The organism is Halomonas sp. ISL-56, from assembly GCF_018612805.1.
GTDB lineage: Bacteria > Pseudomonadota > Gammaproteobacteria > Pseudomonadales > Halomonadaceae > Vreelandella.
Window position 1 is genome coordinate 64,626 of sequence record NZ_JAGGRO010000004.1, and the last position, 18,996, is coordinate 83,621.

Annotated in this window: 20 protein-coding genes and 1 other RNA gene; 10 read left to right on the forward strand and 11 right to left on the reverse strand. The window is 50.9% G+C overall.

From position 1 onward, the window contains the following. Window positions 1-48 precede the first annotated feature (48 nt). A complete protein-coding gene (locus J7J49_RS02370) occupies window positions 49-507 on the forward strand; it encodes an outer membrane protein assembly factor BamE (RefSeq protein ID WP_215089910.1) in 459 nt (152 codons plus the stop codon). A 2-nt stretch (window positions 508-509) separates the two neighbouring features. Here the strand turns inward: J7J49_RS02370 and J7J49_RS02375 are convergent, their stop codons facing one another. Both J7J49_RS02375 and J7J49_RS02380 read right to left on the reverse strand, forming a co-directional pair. After that, window positions 510-830, reverse strand: a complete 321-nt coding sequence (locus J7J49_RS02375; protein WP_215089912.1) for an RnfH family protein — start codon at window positions 828-830, stop codon at window positions 510-512. Further along, window positions 820-1,254, reverse strand: a complete 435-nt coding sequence (locus J7J49_RS02380) for a type II toxin-antitoxin system RatA family toxin (protein ID WP_064234972.1) — start codon at window positions 1,252-1,254, stop codon at window positions 820-822. Before J7J49_RS02380 ends, J7J49_RS02375 begins: the two co-directional genes overlap by 11 nt. Window positions 1,255-1,379: 125 nt before the next feature. Between J7J49_RS02380 and smpB the strand changes: the two genes are divergently transcribed. From smpB to J7J49_RS02400, 4 genes are all read left to right on the forward strand, one after another. After that, window positions 1,380-1,871 (forward strand): SsrA-binding protein SmpB, encoded by a 492-nt coding sequence (gene smpB, locus J7J49_RS02385; RefSeq protein WP_215089914.1) that lies wholly within the window; start codon window positions 1,380-1,382, stop codon window positions 1,869-1,871. Window positions 1,872-1,916: 45 nt separating this feature from the next. Next, window positions 1,917-2,297: a transfer-messenger RNA gene (gene ssrA, locus J7J49_RS02390) on the forward strand. A 567-nt stretch (window positions 2,298-2,864) separates the two neighbouring features. Continuing rightward, window positions 2,865-3,887, forward strand: coding sequence for an Abi family protein (locus tag J7J49_RS02395; RefSeq protein ID WP_215089916.1), 1,023 nt, complete (start codon window positions 2,865-2,867; stop codon window positions 3,885-3,887). Between the two features lie 111 nt (window positions 3,888-3,998). After that, on the forward strand, window positions 3,999-5,111 hold the full coding sequence (locus J7J49_RS02400; RefSeq protein WP_215089918.1) for a DUF8606 domain-containing protein: 1,113 nt from the start codon (window positions 3,999-4,001) through the stop codon (window positions 5,109-5,111). 158 nt (window positions 5,112-5,269) lie between these two features. On the opposite strand, the gene J7J49_RS22395 is transcribed toward J7J49_RS02400, so the two are convergent. After that, window positions 5,270-5,455: a hypothetical protein gene (locus J7J49_RS22395; RefSeq protein ID WP_251048103.1), complete on the reverse strand. Its 186-nt coding sequence runs from the start codon at window positions 5,453-5,455 to the stop codon at window positions 5,270-5,272. On the opposite strand from J7J49_RS22395, the gene J7J49_RS22400 reads away from it, so the two are divergent. Further along, a complete protein-coding gene (locus J7J49_RS22400) occupies window positions 5,440-5,679 on the forward strand; it encodes a hypothetical protein (protein WP_251048104.1) in 240 nt (79 codons plus the stop codon). The two genes, J7J49_RS22395 and J7J49_RS22400, sit on opposite strands and share 16 nt — an antisense overlap. 333 nt (window positions 5,680-6,012) lie before the next feature. Then, on the forward strand, window positions 6,013-7,092 hold the full coding sequence (locus tag J7J49_RS02410; protein WP_215089920.1) for a type I restriction endonuclease: 1,080 nt from the start codon (window positions 6,013-6,015) through the stop codon (window positions 7,090-7,092). 413 nt (window positions 7,093-7,505) lie between these two features. Here the strand turns inward: J7J49_RS02410 and J7J49_RS02415 are convergent, their stop codons facing one another. The 4 genes from J7J49_RS02415 to J7J49_RS02430 form a co-directional block, all read right to left on the reverse strand. Beyond that, window positions 7,506-8,072 carry a DUF1993 domain-containing protein gene (locus J7J49_RS02415; RefSeq protein WP_215089922.1) on the reverse strand — a complete coding sequence of 189 codons (567 nt, stop codon included), beginning with the start codon at window positions 8,070-8,072 and terminating at the stop codon, window positions 7,506-7,508. 199 nt (window positions 8,073-8,271) lie between these two features. Continuing rightward, window positions 8,272-8,685, reverse strand: coding sequence for a GNAT family N-acetyltransferase (locus J7J49_RS02420; RefSeq protein ID WP_215089924.1), 414 nt, complete (start codon window positions 8,683-8,685; stop codon window positions 8,272-8,274). Between the two features lie 550 nt (window positions 8,686-9,235). Next, window positions 9,236-10,123, reverse strand: a complete 888-nt coding sequence (locus tag J7J49_RS02425; protein WP_215089926.1) for a carbon-nitrogen hydrolase family protein — start codon at window positions 10,121-10,123, stop codon at window positions 9,236-9,238. A 32-nt stretch (window positions 10,124-10,155) separates the two neighbouring features. After that, window positions 10,156-11,514 (reverse strand): APC family permease, encoded by a 1,359-nt coding sequence (locus J7J49_RS02430; protein WP_215089928.1) that lies wholly within the window; start codon window positions 11,512-11,514, stop codon window positions 10,156-10,158. A 265-nt stretch (window positions 11,515-11,779) separates the two neighbouring features. Here J7J49_RS02430 and J7J49_RS02435 point away from each other — a divergent pair, with 265 nt between their 5' ends. Further along, window positions 11,780-12,586 carry a helix-turn-helix transcriptional regulator gene (locus J7J49_RS02435; RefSeq protein WP_353048326.1) on the forward strand — a complete coding sequence of 269 codons (807 nt, stop codon included), beginning with the start codon at window positions 11,780-11,782 and terminating at the stop codon, window positions 12,584-12,586. A 36-nt stretch (window positions 12,587-12,622) separates the two neighbouring features. Here the strand turns inward: J7J49_RS02435 and J7J49_RS02440 are convergent, their stop codons facing one another. The 3 genes from J7J49_RS02440 to J7J49_RS02450 all read right to left on the reverse strand — a co-directional run bounded on the left by J7J49_RS02440 (window position 12,623) and on the right by J7J49_RS02450 (window position 14,621). Beyond that, complete coding sequence (locus tag J7J49_RS02440) at window positions 12,623-13,216, reverse strand: hypothetical protein (RefSeq protein ID WP_064234988.1); 594 nt, start codon at window positions 13,214-13,216, stop codon at window positions 12,623-12,625. A 288-nt stretch (window positions 13,217-13,504) separates the two neighbouring features. Next, window positions 13,505-14,188, reverse strand: coding sequence for a metal-binding protein ZinT (locus tag J7J49_RS02445; RefSeq protein ID WP_215089932.1), 684 nt, complete (start codon window positions 14,186-14,188; stop codon window positions 13,505-13,507). Between the two features lie 226 nt (window positions 14,189-14,414). Then, window positions 14,415-14,621 (reverse strand): cold-shock protein, encoded by a 207-nt coding sequence (locus J7J49_RS02450; protein WP_007111857.1) that lies wholly within the window; start codon window positions 14,619-14,621, stop codon window positions 14,415-14,417. Between the two features lie 368 nt (window positions 14,622-14,989). On the opposite strand from J7J49_RS02450, the gene J7J49_RS02455 reads away from it, so the two are divergent. Then, window positions 14,990-15,946, forward strand: coding sequence for a calcium/sodium antiporter (locus tag J7J49_RS02455; protein ID WP_215089934.1), 957 nt, complete (start codon window positions 14,990-14,992; stop codon window positions 15,944-15,946). Between the two features lie 67 nt (window positions 15,947-16,013). Here the strand turns inward: J7J49_RS02455 and J7J49_RS02460 are convergent, their stop codons facing one another. Beyond that, a complete protein-coding gene (locus J7J49_RS02460) occupies window positions 16,014-16,991 on the reverse strand; it encodes a TAXI family TRAP transporter solute-binding subunit (protein ID WP_215090247.1) in 978 nt (325 codons plus the stop codon). 453 nt (window positions 16,992-17,444) lie between these two features. Between J7J49_RS02460 and nhaD the strand changes: the two genes are divergently transcribed. Then, on the forward strand, window positions 17,445-18,923 hold the full coding sequence (gene nhaD, locus J7J49_RS02465) for a sodium:proton antiporter NhaD (RefSeq protein ID WP_064234997.1): 1,479 nt from the start codon (window positions 17,445-17,447) through the stop codon (window positions 18,921-18,923). Window positions 18,924-18,996: the final 73 nt, after the last annotated feature.

Sequence of the window (18,996 nt, forward strand, 5' to 3'; positions counted from 1 at the left end):
AGGTCGGGTATGATCAACCGAAACCACGATAGTGAAGAATAGGCCCAAATGCAAAAATTGACTCAAATCATCACGCTCTCCGTTGCCCTTACCGTCATTAGCGGCTGCAGCTACGTCGGCGTGTACAAGCGCGATATTCCCCAAGGCAACCTGATCACCCAGGAAATGGTCAGCCAGCTTCAGCCAGGAATGACCCAAGAGCAGGTGACTTATGTGATGGGCAGACCGCTGCTAGAAGCGCCCTTTGACGCCAGCCAGTGGGATTATGTGTTTCGTTTAGATAAAGCGTATGGCGATGTAGAGCAGCGCCGCGTAACGCTCACCTTCGATCCCCAGGGTCGTCTAGTGAACGTTGAACAAGAAGGCGATTTATCTAAGCCGTTGCCACTCGAAGGTGAGAGCAGCATGGGGCCTGCAACGGAAGGCGTTGACCCAATGGATGCGCTACCTGAAGAGAGCACCCAGACACGGCCACCAGCGAGCTTACAGCCAGTTCAACAGCTTTAGCTTTAGCGGTGCCCTAGGTCGCTCGCTTGGCGCTTAGCGCGCTCTAGTCGAGCGGCCTTGGGGTCAATGGCCAATGGCCGGTAAACTTCAACCCGATCCCCGTCACGTAACGGCTGGGTATCAGGGTTGCGTAGCGCCTTACCGAAGATACCCAGCGGTGCCTCGGCAAACGTATCGCCGGGCACCTCAGGAAATAGTGCGGGCAAATCAGCCAAGGCAACGGCCTGGCGCGCTGTAGTGCCCTCAGGCACTCGCAGAGCCACTATGCGCTGTTTTGATGGAAGCGCATAGGCCACCTCAATGGCGAGCGTTTCAGCGACCATACAGCTCGTTAGCGCGCTTGGTGAAGGCATCAACTAGCTGTCCGGCGATTTGCTGGAAGAGTTTTCCGAATGCCATGCCGAGCAGGCGATTGGCGAATTCAAACTCCATTTCCAAACTCACTTTGCAGGCGCCCTCTCCCATGGGGATAAACAGCCAACGGCCTTTAAGTCGCTTGAAGGGGCCTTTTACCAGCGAAAGCTCTATACGCTCGGGCGCATAAAGCTCGTTGCGAGTCGTAATAGTCTGCTCGACGCCGGCGCGTCCTAGGGTCATTTCGCCGATCAGATGCACATCATCATGCTCAAGCAAACGCGCCTGACGGCAGCCTGGCAAAAACTCCGGGTAGCGCTCGAAGTCATTAACCAGATCGAACATTTTCTGGGGGGTGTGCCGCACTAAGGCGGAACGATTGACGGTTGGCATTGACCTCTCCGCTGACTTCACAGTGCCCAAAGCGTATCATGGGAAACAATTTTCAGACCTTAAATGGTATCACGCCTCCCCAAATAACGAAGGGGATGCCACTGACAGATTAATTATGAGGTTCCATGGCCACTAAGAAAGGTAACAGTAAAGGTTCCGGTAGCAGCGTCATTGCCCAAAACAAGAAGGCCCGATTTGAATACCATATCGATGAAACCTTCGAGGCAGGTCTAGCACTCGCTGGCTGGGAAGTTAAAAGCATGCGGGCCGGTAAAGCTCAGCTCACCGATACCTACATTTTGGTACGCAACGGCGAGGCGTTTCTGCTGGGTAGTCATGTGATGCCGCTTAACACGGCAAGCACCCACGAGATTGCCGACCCGACGCGCACCCGTAAACTGCTGCTGCATCGTAAAGAGATCGCTAAGATCTTTTCAGTCACCCAGGACAAAGGTCATACCTGTGTGCCCCTTAAGCTTTACTGGAAGCGCAATAAAGTGAAGTGTGAGCTGGCGCTCGTGACTGGTAAACAGCTGCATGACAAGCGCGCGACAGAAAAAGACCGCGACTGGAACCGTCAAAAAGGGCGGATTATGCGGGAACATACCAAGGCTTAACTGGTCAATCAGCTGTGAGCACGTTAGAATGCTCACCTGTATTAAGGGGGCGACATGGTTTCGACGCTGGTGACAACCCTTGCGGTGCATGCCGAGAGCGTGATGTATCTCGTAAATCCCACATCACGAAAAAATAGTCGCAAATGACGAAAACTACGCTCAAGGCGCGCTAGCAGCTTAAACACTGTTAGCTTCTTGTCTGGCCCCAAGGTGATGTGCCTATTCATCGCTGCGGGGATACGAGCTAAAGCTGATAGGACCGCGTTTGGTGGTGTCTTCTCGCCAAGCGTTAAACTTTAGAAGGCTCGCGTTGCTGAATCCTGACCGTCGGAGTCAGTCGCGCTAAACTAAATGACGGAATCTAAGCATGTAGAGCCAATAGGCGCGTGCTGGCGGACGCGGGTTCAATTCCCGCCGCCTCCACCACCTTAATATAAAAATCAAGCACCTACGGGTGCTTTTTTTGTGCCTATGGGCTGTAAAAAGGCTGTTTTAGGCATAGTGTGGTCAGCTTTTTGGTCAACATTTCTGATTTATATTTTCAGTTAGGCAAGATTAGTTAGCTTGGCGCCCTACCCTCTCTGCAGGTTTATTGGTCATTGTGCTTCAATATTCTTTTCTGTCATGCGGCCTGCCTCCTGCACCGTACCGAATTTGACCGAGTACAGGATGCTTAAGGCAGCTGAGTATCGTAAGCTTGAGTTTTCTACATCCAACCGACCAGATGAGCAGTATCCACTATCGATAAGAAGGCCCTCAACGCGCTATCTGTATCAAGTAAATTACCCCTGTACTGGAGCAGATTGAGAGGGATATCGAAACGCAGTTTCGTTAAGAGGAAGCCTTTAACACCGGGCGGATCAGCTACTACTTTTAGCGGCACCACATTGTCCAAAACGTTGATTAGCTTATGATTTTCTGCGTCCAGCTCAAGGAACGCTTGAATCAAACTAGCGAACCACGCCGCCAGTTGGTGGTAGGGGCGGTAGAAAAATGACCGATTACTCCAAGCCCTGGCTTAGCCACCTTGAGCAATTGCAGCAGCTTAAGGATCGTGGCCTGACAGTCACGGACGACCAGCGCGCCCTAGCTCATCTTCAACGCATTGGCTATTACCGGTTAAGCGGGTACTGGTTCGCTTTTCGTCAGCGCTCAGGTGTATGCACGCCTTTAAATAAACACGGCAAGCCTCTGCTCAAAAAAGGCAAAACGGATCACCTAGTGCTAGATACGTTTAAGCAAGCTACGACCTTCCAGCAGGCAGTTGACCTGTATGTGTTTGATAAACGGCTGCGCCTTCTCGCGCTGGATGGCCTTGAACGTATCGAAGTTGCGCTGAGGGTAGATATTGCCCACACGCTGGGGCGATTAGATCCGTATGCTTATTTGAACCCTGAACTACTGCACGATGATTTTGCCTATAAAATTGATCAGAAAACAGGCGTAACCCGTTTGCACAAATGGCAGGAAAGCCACGCGCGTTTAATTAACCGTTCTCGGGAAACGTTTATTGAACACCATAAAAAGAAGTATGGATTGCCGTTACCGATCTGGATTGCCAGTGAAGTGTGGGACTTTGGCACGCTTTCACATCTGTTTGGAGGAATGAGAGAGGAGGAGCAAGATGCCATTGCCGCCCGTTATGGTATTGGTAATGGGCGCGTATTCGCTTCTTGGCTTCGAAGCTTGAATTATTTACGTAATGTCTGCGCCCATCACAGTCGGTTGTGGAATCGCAATATGACGGACCAACCTCGAAAGCCCGCCCATGGCGAAGCCGCTTTATTTTTCCAGGGCTGGCAAGATTCGCACGTTCAAGCGCGCCCTTTCCTGCTGCTCTGTATTGTTCAGTATCTATTAATGACGATTAATCCGACGACCACATGGTGGACTCGTATGTCAGAATTGTTATGCAGTTTCCCAGAGCTGGGTGAAGCCAGCCTAAATCTAAAAGGTATGGGAATTATAGAAGGCTGGGAGCAGTGGAAATGGTCAGAGACAATAAAAAACCCCTAAGCAATGCTACTGCGTGGCAGTCTCACTGATAGGGGCCGTGTTGATGTAAATACTAGGCCTCCACGTTTCGAAATACAACACTTTTTAACACCTGTAGGGTAGCGAATTACTATGGCCATTGAGCAAGGGATCTGGAAACTCGCGAGCACTCCTGGCAAGTTACCGCAAAAGCTACGCCCTGCAGGGCTGGCGGATGAAAGCTTGCTAGAAGAGCAGATTATGCAGGATGTTTCGATCTTGAATCGGGACTGGCTGCTGATTGGCCGCCAGGTGCGCACTGGCTTCGACAAGTTGATTGATCTTCTTGCTGTGGATGCCAATGGTACGGTAATCGTGATTGAGCTCAAGCGCGATAAGACACCCCGTGATGTGGTGGCTCAGGCTATCGACTACGCCTCCTGGATCGTGACGCTAGCCGATTATCAGTTGATCGATATTTACCAGCAGTTTGCCGAGCGCTATACGCGCCCCTACACCACGTTAGGTGATGCTTTCGAGGCCAAGTTTGGTATCTCGCTAGACGGTGTCACGCTCAATGAAAGTCACCAAATGGTGGTGGTCGCCACGCAACTAGATGCCAGTAGCGAACGGATTATCAATTACCTTAATGAGCACGCTCAACTATCGATTAACGCCATGTTCTTTAGTGCGTTTGAGGATAACGGCAATCGCTATCTCAGCCGTGCCTGGATGATCGACCCCGACGAGCCACCTAAACCGGCAGCCCTAAAAGCCAACAAAGAGCCCTGGAATGGCGAGTTCTATGCGTCATTTGGCGATGATAGGCCTTGGGAGCTAGCACAGCGCTTGGGCTTTATCGCAGGCGGTGGCGCGGCGTGGTATTCCAAAACCCTTTCAATGCTCTCAGAAGGCGACCGTGTGTGGGTCAACATTCCCAAAACGGGCTATGTCGGGGTCGGCGAGGTAATTGGCGAGCGCTGTCGTGCCACGAAATATCACTTTGAAACTGAAAGCGGCGCTAAAACGCTGCTAGAGCTTTCTTCAGCGGACGAGTACCCACATCTTTATCGAGTACTTGATGACGAAGACGATAGCGCTGAATATTTGGTCCCCGTGCGCTGGCTTTATACGGTAGAGCGCAGCGATGCGTTCAGCGAAGTGGGCTTATTCGGCAACCAGAACACGGTTTGCAAGCCCACTACACCGAAATGGTCGCATACAGTCGAACGACTGAAGCAGGCATGGAGCATGACGCGGTTATAAATATTCATCCCATCTATAGGTGTACTACATAAACCATAAAACTTTCTTACTTCACCGTCTTTATTCGTGAATATCACTTTCATAACGTCTTATCTCACGTGTGCCGGTCTTTCGAAGGCGGATAACCAAAATATAAATTTAAAACCCAGATGGACTACTTAACCTCTCTTCCTCCACTTTCGCGGATCAATGCGCACTTCGTACATGGGTAACTCCAGCACTGGGTCATCCTCTCGGAACTGGGACCACACACGGTTTAGGCCCACGGTGCCGAAGGTACGCACCCGCTCGACCTCGTCCAAGTTAAGTACATCGGTGAGTATGCCCGGTGTGGCGCCAGGCATTCGCGCGGGATGCGGCCTTCGGGGTCGACGATCAGGCTCTGCCCCTAACCAGAGGGCGTGGCCGCATTGGCGCTGACCATATACACCTGATTGAAAATGGCATTGGCCTGCACAAGGATTTGCTCTTGAGCGCGGTCACAGGTGGTGGCCACCTGATTGATGATTACATCGGCCCCCAGCCAAGCCAGTTGTCAACACCGTCTTGGGGAAACCAGATGTCGTAACAGATGACTAAGCCGACCCGGCCTTTCAGCCAACTGAAGTTCGCCCTCGACCAGTAGAATTCTCACCATAGCACCTCATATCGGCACCGGCGAGCGCTTACCGGGGCGATGACGGCTGTAAGCGCCGAGCATATTCGACTATAGGTTGCGGCAGCATTGCATTCCCGGTCAGAAGGATACTTTTGAGTCGATGGGTGTCCACTTAAGTGAGAGAAGTCCACTCTTTACCTTAACTACGAAATGGATGAGACTGATAATTTTCATATGTGCGCTCACTTCTTGCTATGTTGGGCGTATAGAAGAATATAGTAAAACCAAAAAAAGGTAGGGAACATGGATATAACACAAAAAATCGCTGCGTTGGCCAGCCGCGCAAAAGAGCAAATTGACCATATAGTTAACGAAGAGGCGACAAAGAACGCCATGGTTATGCCCTTCATCCAAAGCTTGGGTTACGACGTATTTAACCCAACCGAAGTGCTTCCAGAATTCACAGCGGACGTCGGATTGAAAAAGGGTGAGAAAGTGGATTACGCCATCAAAAATGAAGGCGTTCTATCTATACTAATCGAGTGCAAGCCCCGAACCACCGATCTTGCTAACGCTCAATTTAGCCAGCTATACCGCTATTTTAATTGTACTGAAGCCAAATTTGCCATTCTTACCAACGGCATTGAGTACCGTTTCTACTCTGATCTCGATGATGCCAATAAATTAGATACTCGCCCTTTTTTCACCTTCCGTTTAACCGACTACAATGAAAGAGATATTGAAGAACTGAAGAAATTTGCAAAACCGGTCTTCAATGTCGACACCATCCTCAGCACTGCCAATCGCCTTAAGTACACTAACCTAGCTAAGGCATCCTTCAGCAAGTTGATGAAAGAACCACCACGCGATTTTATCAAATTTATCGCTCAAGACTTCTTTGATGGACGAATGACACAACAGGTACTCGATGAGTTCACCCCCATCATTCGTGACGCAATGGCCCAGCACATCAAAGAACAAGTTTCACAACGCTTAAAATTGGCTTTAGCCACGACGAGTGGCGAAGAATCATCCACCGTCGTCGCACAACCCGGTCAAGACAATACTGAAGTGGCTTTAAAGCCTGAAGACGAGATCGTTACGACCCAAGAAGAAATTGATGGATACAACATGGTCAGAGCCATCGTAGCCAGCGCCGTTGCTCCCGAACGCGTATACATGCGAGACGCCAAATCCTATTGTGCAATTCTGCTGGATGACAACAACCGCAAACCTATTTGCCGCCTACATTTCAATTCAAAAACTCTTAAGCGACTAGAAATTCGCCAAGATGATCAGCAAGTTAAACATGACCTAGCCACGCTGACTGATATTTTCAGCCACAGTGAGGCATTATTGGCAGCTGTAAAAAGTTACGAATAGTTTTTTCGAGTCGGCTTTATGCCGACTTTCCATAAACAACCTTAATAACGTAATAACATAGTCAAATAAATATATTGTTCGCTTTCTGGCGATCACGTTGGCTTATAGCTCGCTGTAGGTTTTCGGGCAACACTTTGTCCATAGGTTGCATCCGTTTAACGTCCCGGCCTGTGAGCTCTCTTACTTCACCTGCTTTATTCGTGAGGCGCGTTTTCATAGCGTCTTATCTCCCATGCACGGGTATTTCTAAGGCAGATAACAAATATATAGATCTCAATTCCCAGATTGAGGCCGAGACCGCTTCCCGTAGAGCGTAAAAGGGGGAATTCCAAGCCCTAAACATGCGCTTTTTATGTGTTCGTCTCAATTAAAAATCGCACTGAATAAGGGCGCTATGGGCCATAACCAAGTTATTAACCTTTAGGTATTGTTTCAGGACGAATATATGGAAACATGTGGGCTACATAGTCAGCTTTTCCAAGTTCGATCTTCTCACTGCGCAATATTGAATAAGCGGTCATGAGGTGGAAGTAAAATTGGGCTAGTGTCCAATCACGGGCATATTGTTCAGCGGTCAGATCAAGAATCATACCGTTCGGAAGTTCGTGCACAATGGGTTTATCGGCGTTTGCATCCAGGGCGCTGGGAGCGAGGCCGTCTAGTAACACGATAGTTTCATCAATCCGAGTTTGAGCATCCGCGAGCGAACCAGGTCGCTCACCTGCATTTCGCCCTTCTTCAAGCAGCTCATCGATAGATTTAGGGAAAGCCTCTCCTTTCAGTCGGAATATTGCCTCTTGAGCCTGCACGCAGGCAAACCGAACCTGAGTCGATAGGGGAAACATGTCTGGCGCGAGACGCGCGGATAACAGCGCTTCCGCATCTGCTTTCGGCATTTGTTCCTGGGCTTTCTTCAACCAACCTGAGAGCGCTCTGAGCATTTGCGTATAGGTTGGGACGAGTAGCTTCGTTAATGACATGGATTTCCTTCCTTCTAAATTGATGGTTGCTACCGTCCGCTACTGAGAGCACATTTTGAAAACTAGGCTGTATGTAAAGGGTAGCAAGGCGGACGCTTCGAAACACGTAACGCTGAGCACAGCGGCGACCTTGGAATTGCACCGAAGGAGCCATGCAAAGGTCGTCCAGCGGCCATTGGCCGCGTACTGCTGCGACTTGTTATAAATCAGTAATTCTGGTGCTCATGAGAGCACTGTTCCCAGAAAAGCCGAACTTTTCGTACAACCCTTGAGCATCACGAGTTTGCAACACCATTTGAGTTCCCTTTACAGACGGGTGCGTAACCAAGCATTCCATCATCCACTGCCCTAAGCCGGTACCCCGATACTCGGACTCAACCACAATATCCGCTACCCAGGTAAACGTAGCACTATCGGTGACTGCCCGCCCAAAACCAATCTGAGTGGTACCACGGTAAAGACTGAAGCAGATGGAACCAGCAACCATGCGCTCTACAATTTCCCTGGGGCGGCGGTCACCCCAATAGGTTGCAGCAAGCAAGCGGTGGACGACATCTAATTGCACCTTGGATGTGTCGTCAGTGATTAGATAATTGTCCTTGCGCCATTCCATCGATGGCTACTCCCTGATTTATAACAGGTATTAGATTTCCCATCCTATGATTGGGTGAACGTGTCGGTACGTTTACCCGACAAATGCAGCCTACAAAACCTACTCTTACTCATTGATAAGCATAGTTGCTAATTTATATTAGGCTGCATATCCAAAACTCGCCCGCCTGCTGCATTTCCCACCACCTCTGCCTTGGGCGACACCTGTCTTGCTGTTTTTCTCATTCACCCCACCAAATCTAGATTAGCACAGGATTCTTAAGACGGCTGATTATCTTAGGTCTGGGCTTTCAGCTCCGACGTTGTAAGGTCAGCAGGAGCTGCTATAGATAAGAAAGCTGATAGCCGCGCCCATTCGCTGCCCTTGCAAGGAAGCAGACCGGAGGGATATCGAGACGCAGCTGCGGGAAGAAGTAACGTTTACCGCTAGGTGGGGTAGCTGCTCAGCTATTTGAACAACCAACGTATTGCAGGCAATAGCCATCACCTGGTGATGGCATATTGCACGGAGTGGGAATAACGCGGGGTTGGAGAGAGTCGGGATCGACTGTTTAATGCCTTTCCCTCCACTTACGTGGATCAATTCGCCCTTCGTACATCGGTAATTCCAGCACCGGGTCATCCTCCCGGAACTGAGACCACATACGGTTCAAACCTGCGGTGCCGAAGCTGCGTACACGCTCGACCTCATCCAGGTTGAGTACATCGGTGAGAATGCCCGGGGTGGCACCGGGCATTCTGACGCGGATACGGCCTTCGGGGTCGACGATTAGGCTCTGCCCCTCGCCAGAGGGCGAGGCCGCATTGGCGCTGACCATATACACCTGATTGAAAATAGCATTGGCCTGCACCAGGATTTGCTCTTGGGCGCGATCGCAGGTGGTGGTGGCCACCTGATTGATGATCACGTCGGCCCCCAGCCAAGCCAGTTGGCGCACCGTCTCGGGAAACCAGATATCGTAGCAGATGGCCAGGCCGACTCGGCCTATGCCTGGCACCTCGAACACTTCAAAGCGTTCTCCCGGTTGATAGGGTTCAAAAGGTCGCCAGGGGAAACACTTACGGTAGGCGGCTACGCGCTCACCTTCGGGCGAATAGACCGGCGCGGTGTTGTACAGGTGCCCATCCTCCCCCCGTTCACATACCGTGCCGGGCAGCAGCCATATCCCCAGGTTGCGGGCGATCCGTGACAAATGCTGGTTGCGTGGGCCATCTATGGGTTCAGCAGCGGCTTCCAGTTGCTCCTTGCGCTGCTGAGGCGTCCCCGTAGCAGCGCACAAATGGATCTCGGGATAGACCACCATTCTCGGCTGTTCAAAATCAGCGCCGAAGTCGCTCAGGTGCACCGCCAGTTCGGCCTCGAAGTCCCGCAGTTCGGTGTCAGTGCCATGCTGCCGCGAGGCTTCCTGCACCACGAGCACGGGCAAATATCTGGACATGGTCGGTCTCCGTTTTAAAGGGTCGCTTTTACCTAGCTGGATGCTGGCTCAGGCTCTGACTCATCAAAATCCACTTCCGGCGGTTCACGACGGAAAAAGCGGGTCAGATAGGCCAGTTGGGCAAGTCCGATGGAAAGCCAGATCAAGCCCAGAATAAAGGCGTTGACGTCTAGCTTACTCATCAGCCAAAGATTAACCAGGGCACCGATGAGCGGCACCAGCATCCCTCTAATAACACCATACTGGCGCCTTGCTTCGGCGTCTTTGCTGACCAGAAAGATCACCGACAGGTTCACCATCGTGAAGGCGATAAAGGCACCGAAATTAATAAACGAGGCAGCCGATAACACATCGAGGAACAAGGCGATGATGCCGATAGCGCCCGTGAGGACGATATTGAACACCGGTGTATGAAAGCGTGAATGCAGCGCACCGAACAGCTTTGGCGGCAGTACCGCATCCCGCCCCATAGCAAACAGCAGCCGAGAGGCACTGGCTTGAGCGGCCAGGCCAGAGGTGAACTGGGCGAGCACCATACCGGCCAGAAAAATAGCCCCGAAAAGATCGGCACCGATGGTTGTGGCAATTTCAAAGGCAGCGGAGTCGGAATTGACAAAACTGCTGCCAGGATGCACCAGCTGGGTTGTGTAACCCACCAACACGTAAATACCGCCACCGATCAGCGCGGTGAGCATAATGGCCTTGGGAATATTGCGCTTCGGGTCGATGGTTTCTTCGGTCAGTGTAGTAACGGCGTCGAAGCCAAGAAACGAGTAAGCGGCCACCGCGGCACCCGCAGCGATCGCGGTAAAGCCAGCCTCTTCACCCAAGAACGGCCCCAGGCTAAAAAGCGCATCGCTGCCGCCGGTTGCAAACACGTGACGCACCGACAGCAGCACGAAGAAAGCGATCACCAATATCTGGAACACCATCAGCAAAGAGTTCACTTTGGACGCCAGCTTGATGCCGTAGATATTCAGAAAGGTGGTGATACCAATGAAGCCGAGCAGAAATATCCAGCTTGGTACTTCAGGAAAGCGCGCGTTCAAATAAGCAGCGCCTATCAACCAGATCACCATGGGCAGGAAGAAATAATCCAGCAGCACGCTCCACCCCACCATAAAGCCGACTCGGGAGTCGATGGCCCTGCGGGCGTAGGTATACGCAGAGCCTGATACTGGATAGGTACGCGCCATAATGCCGTAGCTGTAGGCCGTGAATAGCATGGCTGCGGTAGTGATGAGATAAGCAGTGGGCACGGCGCCATTGCTCGTGCTGGCAATGACCCCGAAGGTGCCCAGCACGATCAATGGCGTCATATAGGCGAGGCCAAACAGCACCACCGCTTTGAGTGATAGGGTTCTTTCCAGTTTGATATTGTTATCCGTCATGATCCATCTCAAGGCAACGTTGCAACCGACACCGGACAATCGCCCTGTCGGCACAAAACGACGAAGTGGTTGACCAGGCCAGCCATTGAGGCTTGGCCCGCTTGAGCTCTATTCTTCTAATGGGCGGTCTGGCCCCGCAGTTGCTGATATTGTTGCTGTCCAGCTAGACTGCGATGAGAGGCCGCCGACCGTCTTAGCACGTTATTGGCAGCCCATTCGATCGTATATAACCCCAGCGTGGTATGGTTTTGCAGATGTGGACCTGGTGACACATAACGAATATGACCAGTTGCTGGCCAATGCCATCATGGCGTTGGCAACGCCTGAGTTACCTCAGCACTTCTCCAGATTGGTGAAGTGTCTGGCATCATTCGATAACTTGATCATCATCGCTTACCACGGCGAATACCGACCAGCGGTGCTCTACCGGGAGTACACGGATCCTGTCGTGTACTTACCGATGGATAACCAATACCTGGGAGGGGATTACCTGCTGGATCCTTTTTACCGTGAGCACCTCAGGGGTGGCGTGCAGGGCATACGTCGATTGGTGGATGTGGCACCTGACCACTTTAAACGTACCCATTACTATAAGAATTACTACCAGCAGACAACGCTTCTGGACGAGGTGGCAGTGTTTGCTCAAATCACTGAGGATGTTACGCTAACCGCCTGTTTTGGCAGAGATCGCTCAAGTGGAGAACCTTTTAATAGGCACGAGCTTGGGACGTTACAACAGTATGCAATGACCCTGAGTACCCTACTGAAAAAGCACTGGCAAGAGTACCGCTTTGAGGGTGTGATTGAAGCGGCGCCAGCGCCTCTAGAAGAGCGCTTGCGCGAAACATTAAATCAACAACACAGCATCCGACTGAGTCCCCGCCAAGCAGAAGTAGCCCTATTTATTCTGAGAGGCCACTCATCGCTTTCCATCAGTCTGCACCTGGATGTTAGCCTGCAAACTGTTAAAGTATTTCGGCGCCAGCTCTATGCTAAGTGCTGTATTTCGTCCCAAGCGGAACTCTTCGCGCTACTAATGCCGCTGTTCGCTCAGTTGACTGGGCATAAATAAGATATAACCGATACGACGCTGCCAGCTATTAACAGCTCAATTAAGCTGCTTTAGCTTCTGCTGATCATCTTCGATGACTTTGAAGTCACCATGTCTTAGGTCTAGCACATAGCTATCTCGGGCATTGCCCTGCTGATCGTTAGTGCGCTGTAAATACGCGTGGAGATTTTCAGGCTTACACATCTGTTTTATTTTATGGATGGTGGCCGCCCAAATGCCTTCCATTTCGTTAACTTCTGTTGTTTTCCCATAACCACTCACCATCTTTACCGCCATCCAGTTCACATGATAAAGAACGATGATGCCGGGATATAACTGGAAGTACCTATCTACATCGATTTTGTTTAACGTCACCGCGTACTGAGGATTGACGCCATATTTGCGTGATTGGAAAAACGGCGTTGTTTGGCTTTTAAGGTCAACGTACCTGCCTGATTCAGTATGAATAAAATCCGGCACTGTTGGGTCACGTAACTTTTCCTCATTGAGCCTCAAGCCCAATTTTTCACCATACAACGCTAGAAAACGCGTTTCTAAACGCTCTCCGTCTTTACACCACTCCTGCTTTTTTTGTAAATCGTTGTGGATAAGTTCATTGCCATCTTTGTCATAAAGCGTATAGGTGGCCATACTCGCTCCTATATTCCCGTCACTTTACTATCGGGCAGCTTCTTGGCCCTCCCCTGCTCAGAGCACCAGGTGCCACCTCTAAATTAATTTAGAAATACAACCATATCTGCTGAAATGAGGCAACAGTGATATATAAATTATATTTAGTCAGCAGGCCGTGCAGGAGGGTTTTAGCGTTAGAAGTGGTGCAAAAAACAAAGCGCTGGCATATAGCCAGCGCTTTGTAACCTACGTTTACAGAGGGACGCGAACGCAGGTGGAGGTGCTTTTCGTGTCAACCGATGCGGCTTAATGCGCCGTCATTTCTTCAACAATTTCTTCACCGCTCAGCTCCGATGGGTAATACGTCGGCCAGTGGGTGACTTCGTCTAATAGGGCTTCGCGATCATCGCCCCAGTAAAGATGAAAGTGATGGGCATCGGTGGGGTAAATGCTGTGGTCGCTAAACTGAATATATTGAGGTAGATCGTCGGATGGTTCTTCAAGTTCGAAAATAAACCGTACGCCGCGATTACCCGCTTGGTAGGTTAAAATTTCATAGCCAGCGTATTGGTATTCGCCCGCTCTCTCTTCGCCGTTTTCAAAGAAGGTGACGCTGCTTCCGTCAATGACGATACGCTCAACATCCGTTTGATACCCGGTGTCGTAGTACGCTTTGTACTCTTCGGCCGTCTTGTCGCCATTGTCTGCTTTATTCGCAAACACATCGTCGAGGGTGCCATCTTTTAGGTAGGGGTAAACAGACTGCCAGTCTCCCTCCCAGTCAGAAAGCGCGCGATCCTCAACCTGGTCATCATCAAAATAGCCCGAGTAGATATCGCTATCGTGGTCGTGGTCGTGGTCGTGGTCGTGGTCGTGGTCGTTATGAGCATGGTCGTGATCATGGTCGCTGGCGCTAACGCCCTGAATGCCTGTCAGTATCAAAGTACTCAATACCAATACGCTGGCGCCCTTAAGTGGCAATGCTGTCATATTCGATCTCTCCTTTTGGCGATTGCAAAACAATGCATCTTCGCCATAAAGATATATTATAACATAACATCAATCAAACCCATTCATACATCAGCTTGGCTCCAGGGCAAAGAAGGTACGTCTAAAGGGAAGAAAAAATTTAACAGGCACAAACGCATCGGGCCCCGCCTAAGCGGGGCCCGATCATCGAATCTAGAAGATTCGAGAACTTAAATGATCGCTAGGATCAAGAAAGAAGCTTAATGTTTGAAGCTTGAAGGCCTTTCTGACCTTGGGTAACGTCAAAAGAGACGTTAGCGCCTTCAGGCAGAGTCTTAAAGCCATCAGACTGAATTTCAGAAAAATGAGCAAAGACGTCGTCGCTGCCGTCAGAAGGAGCGATAAAGCCAAAGCCTTTAGAATCGTTGAACCACTTAACTGTGCCAGTTGCCATGATATTAAATCCTTTTCGCGAGTTGCGAATTGTAAAATCCTGGTATTACCCAGATAAATAGTGAGTAGAACAAGGAATACAATTACAGACTACCGAAAGAATTCGAATGTTTCTGGAACCATGCTTGCTTGCTAACTTACTAACTGCAAACATCTTGCCACGTAGTTGGCAGCAGGTCAAAGCCTTTGTGCTTTTTATTTTGTTGTTCTGCCTCTTATAGCCGTTTTAAAACCGCGCAAATTATTAAAAAAAGCCGTAATCTTGCTGCTGAGCTAGACACCACTAATTCGACCGTCTAGCGCGCTTGGCTTGCCCTGTGAATCCCGCGTCATTCGCGGCCTGGCGAGCACTTTGGAAGAGGCTTTAACATGCTATATGGACTTAGTTTGTTGGCGGGTATTGCCCTGTTAACACTCGGTGGAGAGTCGCTTATCCGCGGCGCCGTGGCTGGCGCGCGAAGAGTCGGGGTTTCGCCACTACTAACAGGGCTCGTAGTGGTGGGGTTTGGCACCTCGGCCCCTGAACTTGTCGTTTCGATTGATGCCGCGATGAACCAGCAGCCTGACATTGCGGTTGGCAACATTGTAGGTAGTAATATCGGCAATATCTTATTGATTTTGGGCATGTGCGCCATTATTAGCCCAATGGTGGTTCAACCATTAGCGCTGCGCCGTGATGGTTTGGTGGTGGTACTCGCCAGCCTGCTGTTTATTGGGCTTTCGTTTAACGGCGCTTTAGGGCGCGCAGATGCCGGGATTTTACTAGCAGGGCTCGTTGCCTACCTTGTTTGGGCTTACATCAGTGAAAGCCGCCATCACGTTCCTGCCGCGGATATGCACGCCGCGGAAGCGGATGAAATGACCAAACTACCCACCACAGGGTGGATGATTGCCGTGGCACTAGTGGTCGGTTTGGGCATGCTTATTGGTGGTTCGCAGCTGCTGCTCTTTGGCGCCATTGGCATAGCGCAGGCAATGGGGATTTCCGAAGCGGTGATTGGCTTAACCATTGTTGCTGTGGGTACGTCGCTGCCTGAGATGGCCGTATCGGTGATCGCGGCCATACGCCGCCATGCTGATGTGGCGGTGGGCAACATTCTTGGCAGCAATATTTTTAACCTGCTGGGTATTTTGGGCATCTCTGCCTTCTTGCAACCACTGCCGTTGGTCGAGCGGGTCGTCATATTTGATCAGTGGGTAATGCTAGGCGCAGCCGGTGTGCTGGTACTGTTCCTGTATACCGGCATGCGCTTATCACGTTGGGAGGGTGCCGCATTACTCGCAGGTTATGGGGCTTATATAGCGTTAAGCTTTACGATTTTTTGACGTTAATGGCTCTGGTAGTTCTTGGCGGCGAGCGTGCCGCCTGACATAGAAGCGGTGGAGCAATAAGCTAACGCAAAGCGTCAGACACCTCGAAACCCGCTTCTTGATAGTAACGCTGCGCTCCTGGGTGGAGCAGCCCGGTCATATTTGCCAACATATCGGGAGTGATACTGCTCCACCACGCAGCGGCTTCCGCCATTCCATCCAGGCTTTCCCAAAACGTTTTGGTTATCGTATAGGCAGTTTCGTCATCCATCGCCGTGGTGGTGTAGGCCATCACAGGGAGCGAAGTTGTTTGGACATCGTTGTTAACACCAGGGTAAGTGCCGCCGGGTATCGTTTGGCGTGAAGCCCCGGTTTGCTCGACTTGTGCGTTGGTCAGGCTGACCAACGAGATAGGCAAACTGCCAGCCGCCTCAATCACACCGGGAGAGGGATAGGCACTCGCGGTAACAAAGCCATCAATCTGGCCGCTTTTAATCGCATCGGGGCCGCTGTTAATAGCCGCATCAGCAATTCGGACGCTATCGTCCAGGTCAAACAACGCTAAGTAGCGAGCTGCCTCTCGAGCACTAAAAGTGCCTCGTCCAATCAGTATATGCTTGCCTTCGAGCGCGGAAAAATCAATGTCGCCGTTATCGCCTGCAAGCACAAAGTGCATGGTCATAGGAGGCAACGGCAATAAACCACGAATCTCTTGGAAACGAAGATGCGGGCGCTCGGCAAAAGCCCCCTCACCGGCCATAGCCTGCTCAATTAAAACTGACGGCGAGGTGAACACGTAATTGCCTTGGCGTGCCAATACTTCCATAACGTTTTGCACAGACCCCTGGCTCTCTTCCGAAGCAAAAATAATGGCGTCATCAGTCCCTTTGCGGACGACCTCAGCAAGCTCTAAGCCCATAAGGTAGTAGGACGTACCCGCCGCAGCAGATTTATAAGTTACACGGGTTTCAGCATGCGCGGAGAAAGCGAGGCTTGCCAGCGCTAGCGTCGCTACCGAAACGCCAAGCGTGTGGCGTAGGAAGCAGAAGGGGTTGCGCATCATGTTATTCCTTAGCGTAAATCGGCCTTGTTTTATCATCGCTAGCTGTTTTGGCTATTGATCAAGCTGAGAGTATGGCACTTTTCAACATAACACGACGGCGCTCAGCCAGGCACTCTTCACGGCTCGCCCTGCTTTTTGGTCATCAGGGTCGCACTGAGAGTTTTTTGCTTGAAACTTAAAATTAGCTATTAACGATATAAAATATGGGTAACATTCAAGAATGCTATTCATCGATAGTATAATACTTGCCTATTTATTCGCTCTAGGTAACAACTAATATGGCTATCGTTACTATTACCTAAAAGATTAATTTCCTAAAAAAAGATGCTATTACCTTAAGAAAATCTACTATCGTTCGTTTTTATAAGGTATTGCGACGCAATATAAACTGATAAAATAGGGTTGCTTTTATACCACTCCTGACAACTTGACCATGAGGAAGAACGTCACATGCCTACGTTGTGCCAACCCTCTTGCCAGCCTCGATTATATCGTCGCTGGCTTTTTTTGTTAGCGGCCTTACTATTAGGCGTTAGTCCCAGTGCTTTTGCCGTGACCGGTGAATTAGATCTAACCACCTCTGCGGTTGGCTTTTTTGCTGTTGCGATTTTCGTCCTGGCCTATGCGCTCGTCATGGCGGAAGAAAAGATCCACATGCGCAAGTCTAAGCCGGTATTAGTGGCGGCCGGTATCATCTGGAGCCTCATCGGCTGGGTGTATGTCCAAAACGGCATGTCGGACGCGTCTGAGTACGCTTTCCGCGTTACGCTTTTGGAGTTCACCGAGCTGATGCTGTTCTTGCTGGTGGCCATGACCTACATCAACGCCATGGAAGAGCGCCGCGTTTTCGATGCCCTTCGTTCCTGGATGCTGCGCAAGGGCTTCAACTACCGGACGCTGTTTTGGCTGACCGGCGGCCTTGCCTTTGTACTCTCGCCGATTGCCGACAACCTTACCACAGCCCTGCTGATGTGCGCCGTGGTAACCAAAGTGGCCGAAGGAGACAGGCGTTACATTAACTTAGCCTGTATCAATATCGTCGTGGCCGCTAACGCAGGGGGCGCGTTTAGCCCTTTTGGCGACATTACCACCCTAATGGTATGGCAAGCGGGCATGGTGGAGTTTCAGGAATTCTTCATTCTATTCTTCCCCGCTCTGGTCAACTTCTTGATTCCAGCATGCATCATGAGCCTGTTTATCAAGGATGAAAAACCCTCCAGCGTTTATGAAGATGTGTGGTTGAAGCGTGGCGCCCGGCGCATTGTGTTGCTGTTCCTATTAACGATTGTTACCGCCGTGTTGTGCCACGTTGTACTCCACCTACCCCCGGTGTTAGGCATGATGACCGGCCTGGGCTACTTGCAGTTCTTTGGTTACTACCTGCGCCGCAGCCTACCCCGCTCCTTGGAGCGCAAGCGCGAGCGCTACAGCCGCCGTGGCGACAACAAGAAGCTAGAGCAGTTGGGTGGCGTGGTGCCGTTCGATGTTTTTAACCGCGTAGCGCGAGCTGAATGGGACACACTACTGTTCTTCTACGGGGTGGTGATGTGCGTTGGCGGCCTTGGTTTTATGGGCTATCTTGGTTTGCTGTCAGAAGCGCTGTATACCGGTTGGAACGCTACGGCTGCCAACATTACGCTTGGTGTGGTCTCGGCGGTTGTAGATAACATTCCGGTCATGTTTGCGGTGCTGACCATGGAGCCGGATATGTCCCATGGCCAATGGCTGCTGATTACCCTAACCGCGGGCGTCGGGGGCAGTTTGCTATCGATTGGCTCTGCGGCCGGCGTGGCGGTGATGGGTCAGGCCAGGGGTTCCTATACGTTTATGGGCCACTTGCGCTGGTCGCCGGTTATCTTACTCGGCTACATCGCCAGCATTTTGGTGCATATGTGGCTTAACGCAGAGAGCTTTGCCCTGTTTAGTTAAGCACAGCTCAGTTAAAAACAGCACTTAATTAGCAGCACACTTAACCCCCTTTTTCACCTAGCTGGAAAGGGGG

Coding starts and splice junctions, on each gene's coding strand:
- J7J49_RS02415 (WP_215089922.1), bottom strand. CDS start 8,072: ATGTCATTAACGAAGCTACTCGTCCCAACCTATACGCAAATGCTCAGA.
- J7J49_RS02400 (WP_215089918.1), top strand. CDS start 3,999: ATGGCCATTGAGCAAGGGATCTGGAAACTCGCGAGCACTCCTGGCAAG.
- J7J49_RS02430 (WP_215089928.1), bottom strand. CDS start 11,514: ATGACGGATAACAATATCAAACTGGAAAGAACCCTATCACTCAAAGCG.
- J7J49_RS02460 (WP_215090247.1), bottom strand. CDS start 16,991: ATGCGCAACCCCTTCTGCTTCCTACGCCACACGCTTGGCGTTTCGGTA.
- smpB (WP_215089914.1), top strand. CDS start 1,380: ATGGCCACTAAGAAAGGTAACAGTAAAGGTTCCGGTAGCAGCGTCATT.
- J7J49_RS02375 (WP_215089912.1), bottom strand. CDS start 830: ATGGTCGCTGAAACGCTCGCCATTGAGGTGGCCTATGCGCTTCCATCA.
- J7J49_RS02395 (WP_215089916.1), top strand. CDS start 2,865: ATGACCGATTACTCCAAGCCCTGGCTTAGCCACCTTGAGCAATTGCAG.
- J7J49_RS02445 (WP_215089932.1), bottom strand. CDS start 14,188: ATGACAGCATTGCCACTTAAGGGCGCCAGCGTATTGGTATTGAGTACT.
- nhaD (WP_064234997.1), top strand. CDS start 17,445: ATGCCTACGTTGTGCCAACCCTCTTGCCAGCCTCGATTATATCGTCGC.
- J7J49_RS02425 (WP_215089926.1), bottom strand. CDS start 10,123: ATGTCCAGATATTTGCCCGTGCTCGTGGTGCAGGAAGCCTCGCGGCAG.
- J7J49_RS02420 (WP_215089924.1), bottom strand. CDS start 8,685: ATGGAATGGCGCAAGGACAATTATCTAATCACTGACGACACATCCAAG.
- J7J49_RS02455 (WP_215089934.1), top strand. CDS start 14,990: ATGCTATATGGACTTAGTTTGTTGGCGGGTATTGCCCTGTTAACACTC.
- J7J49_RS02410 (WP_215089920.1), top strand. CDS start 6,013: ATGGATATAACACAAAAAATCGCTGCGTTGGCCAGCCGCGCAAAAGAG.
- J7J49_RS02380 (WP_064234972.1), bottom strand. CDS start 1,254: ATGCCAACCGTCAATCGTTCCGCCTTAGTGCGGCACACCCCCCAGAAA.
- J7J49_RS02370 (WP_215089910.1), top strand. CDS start 49: ATGCAAAAATTGACTCAAATCATCACGCTCTCCGTTGCCCTTACCGTC.
- J7J49_RS02440 (WP_064234988.1), bottom strand. CDS start 13,216: ATGGCCACCTATACGCTTTATGACAAAGATGGCAATGAACTTATCCAC.
- J7J49_RS02450 (WP_007111857.1), bottom strand. CDS start 14,621: ATGGCAACTGGCACAGTTAAGTGGTTCAACGATTCTAAAGGCTTTGGC.
- J7J49_RS22395 (WP_251048103.1), bottom strand. CDS start 5,455: ATGCCTGGCGCCACACCGGGCATACTCACCGATGTACTTAACTTGGAC.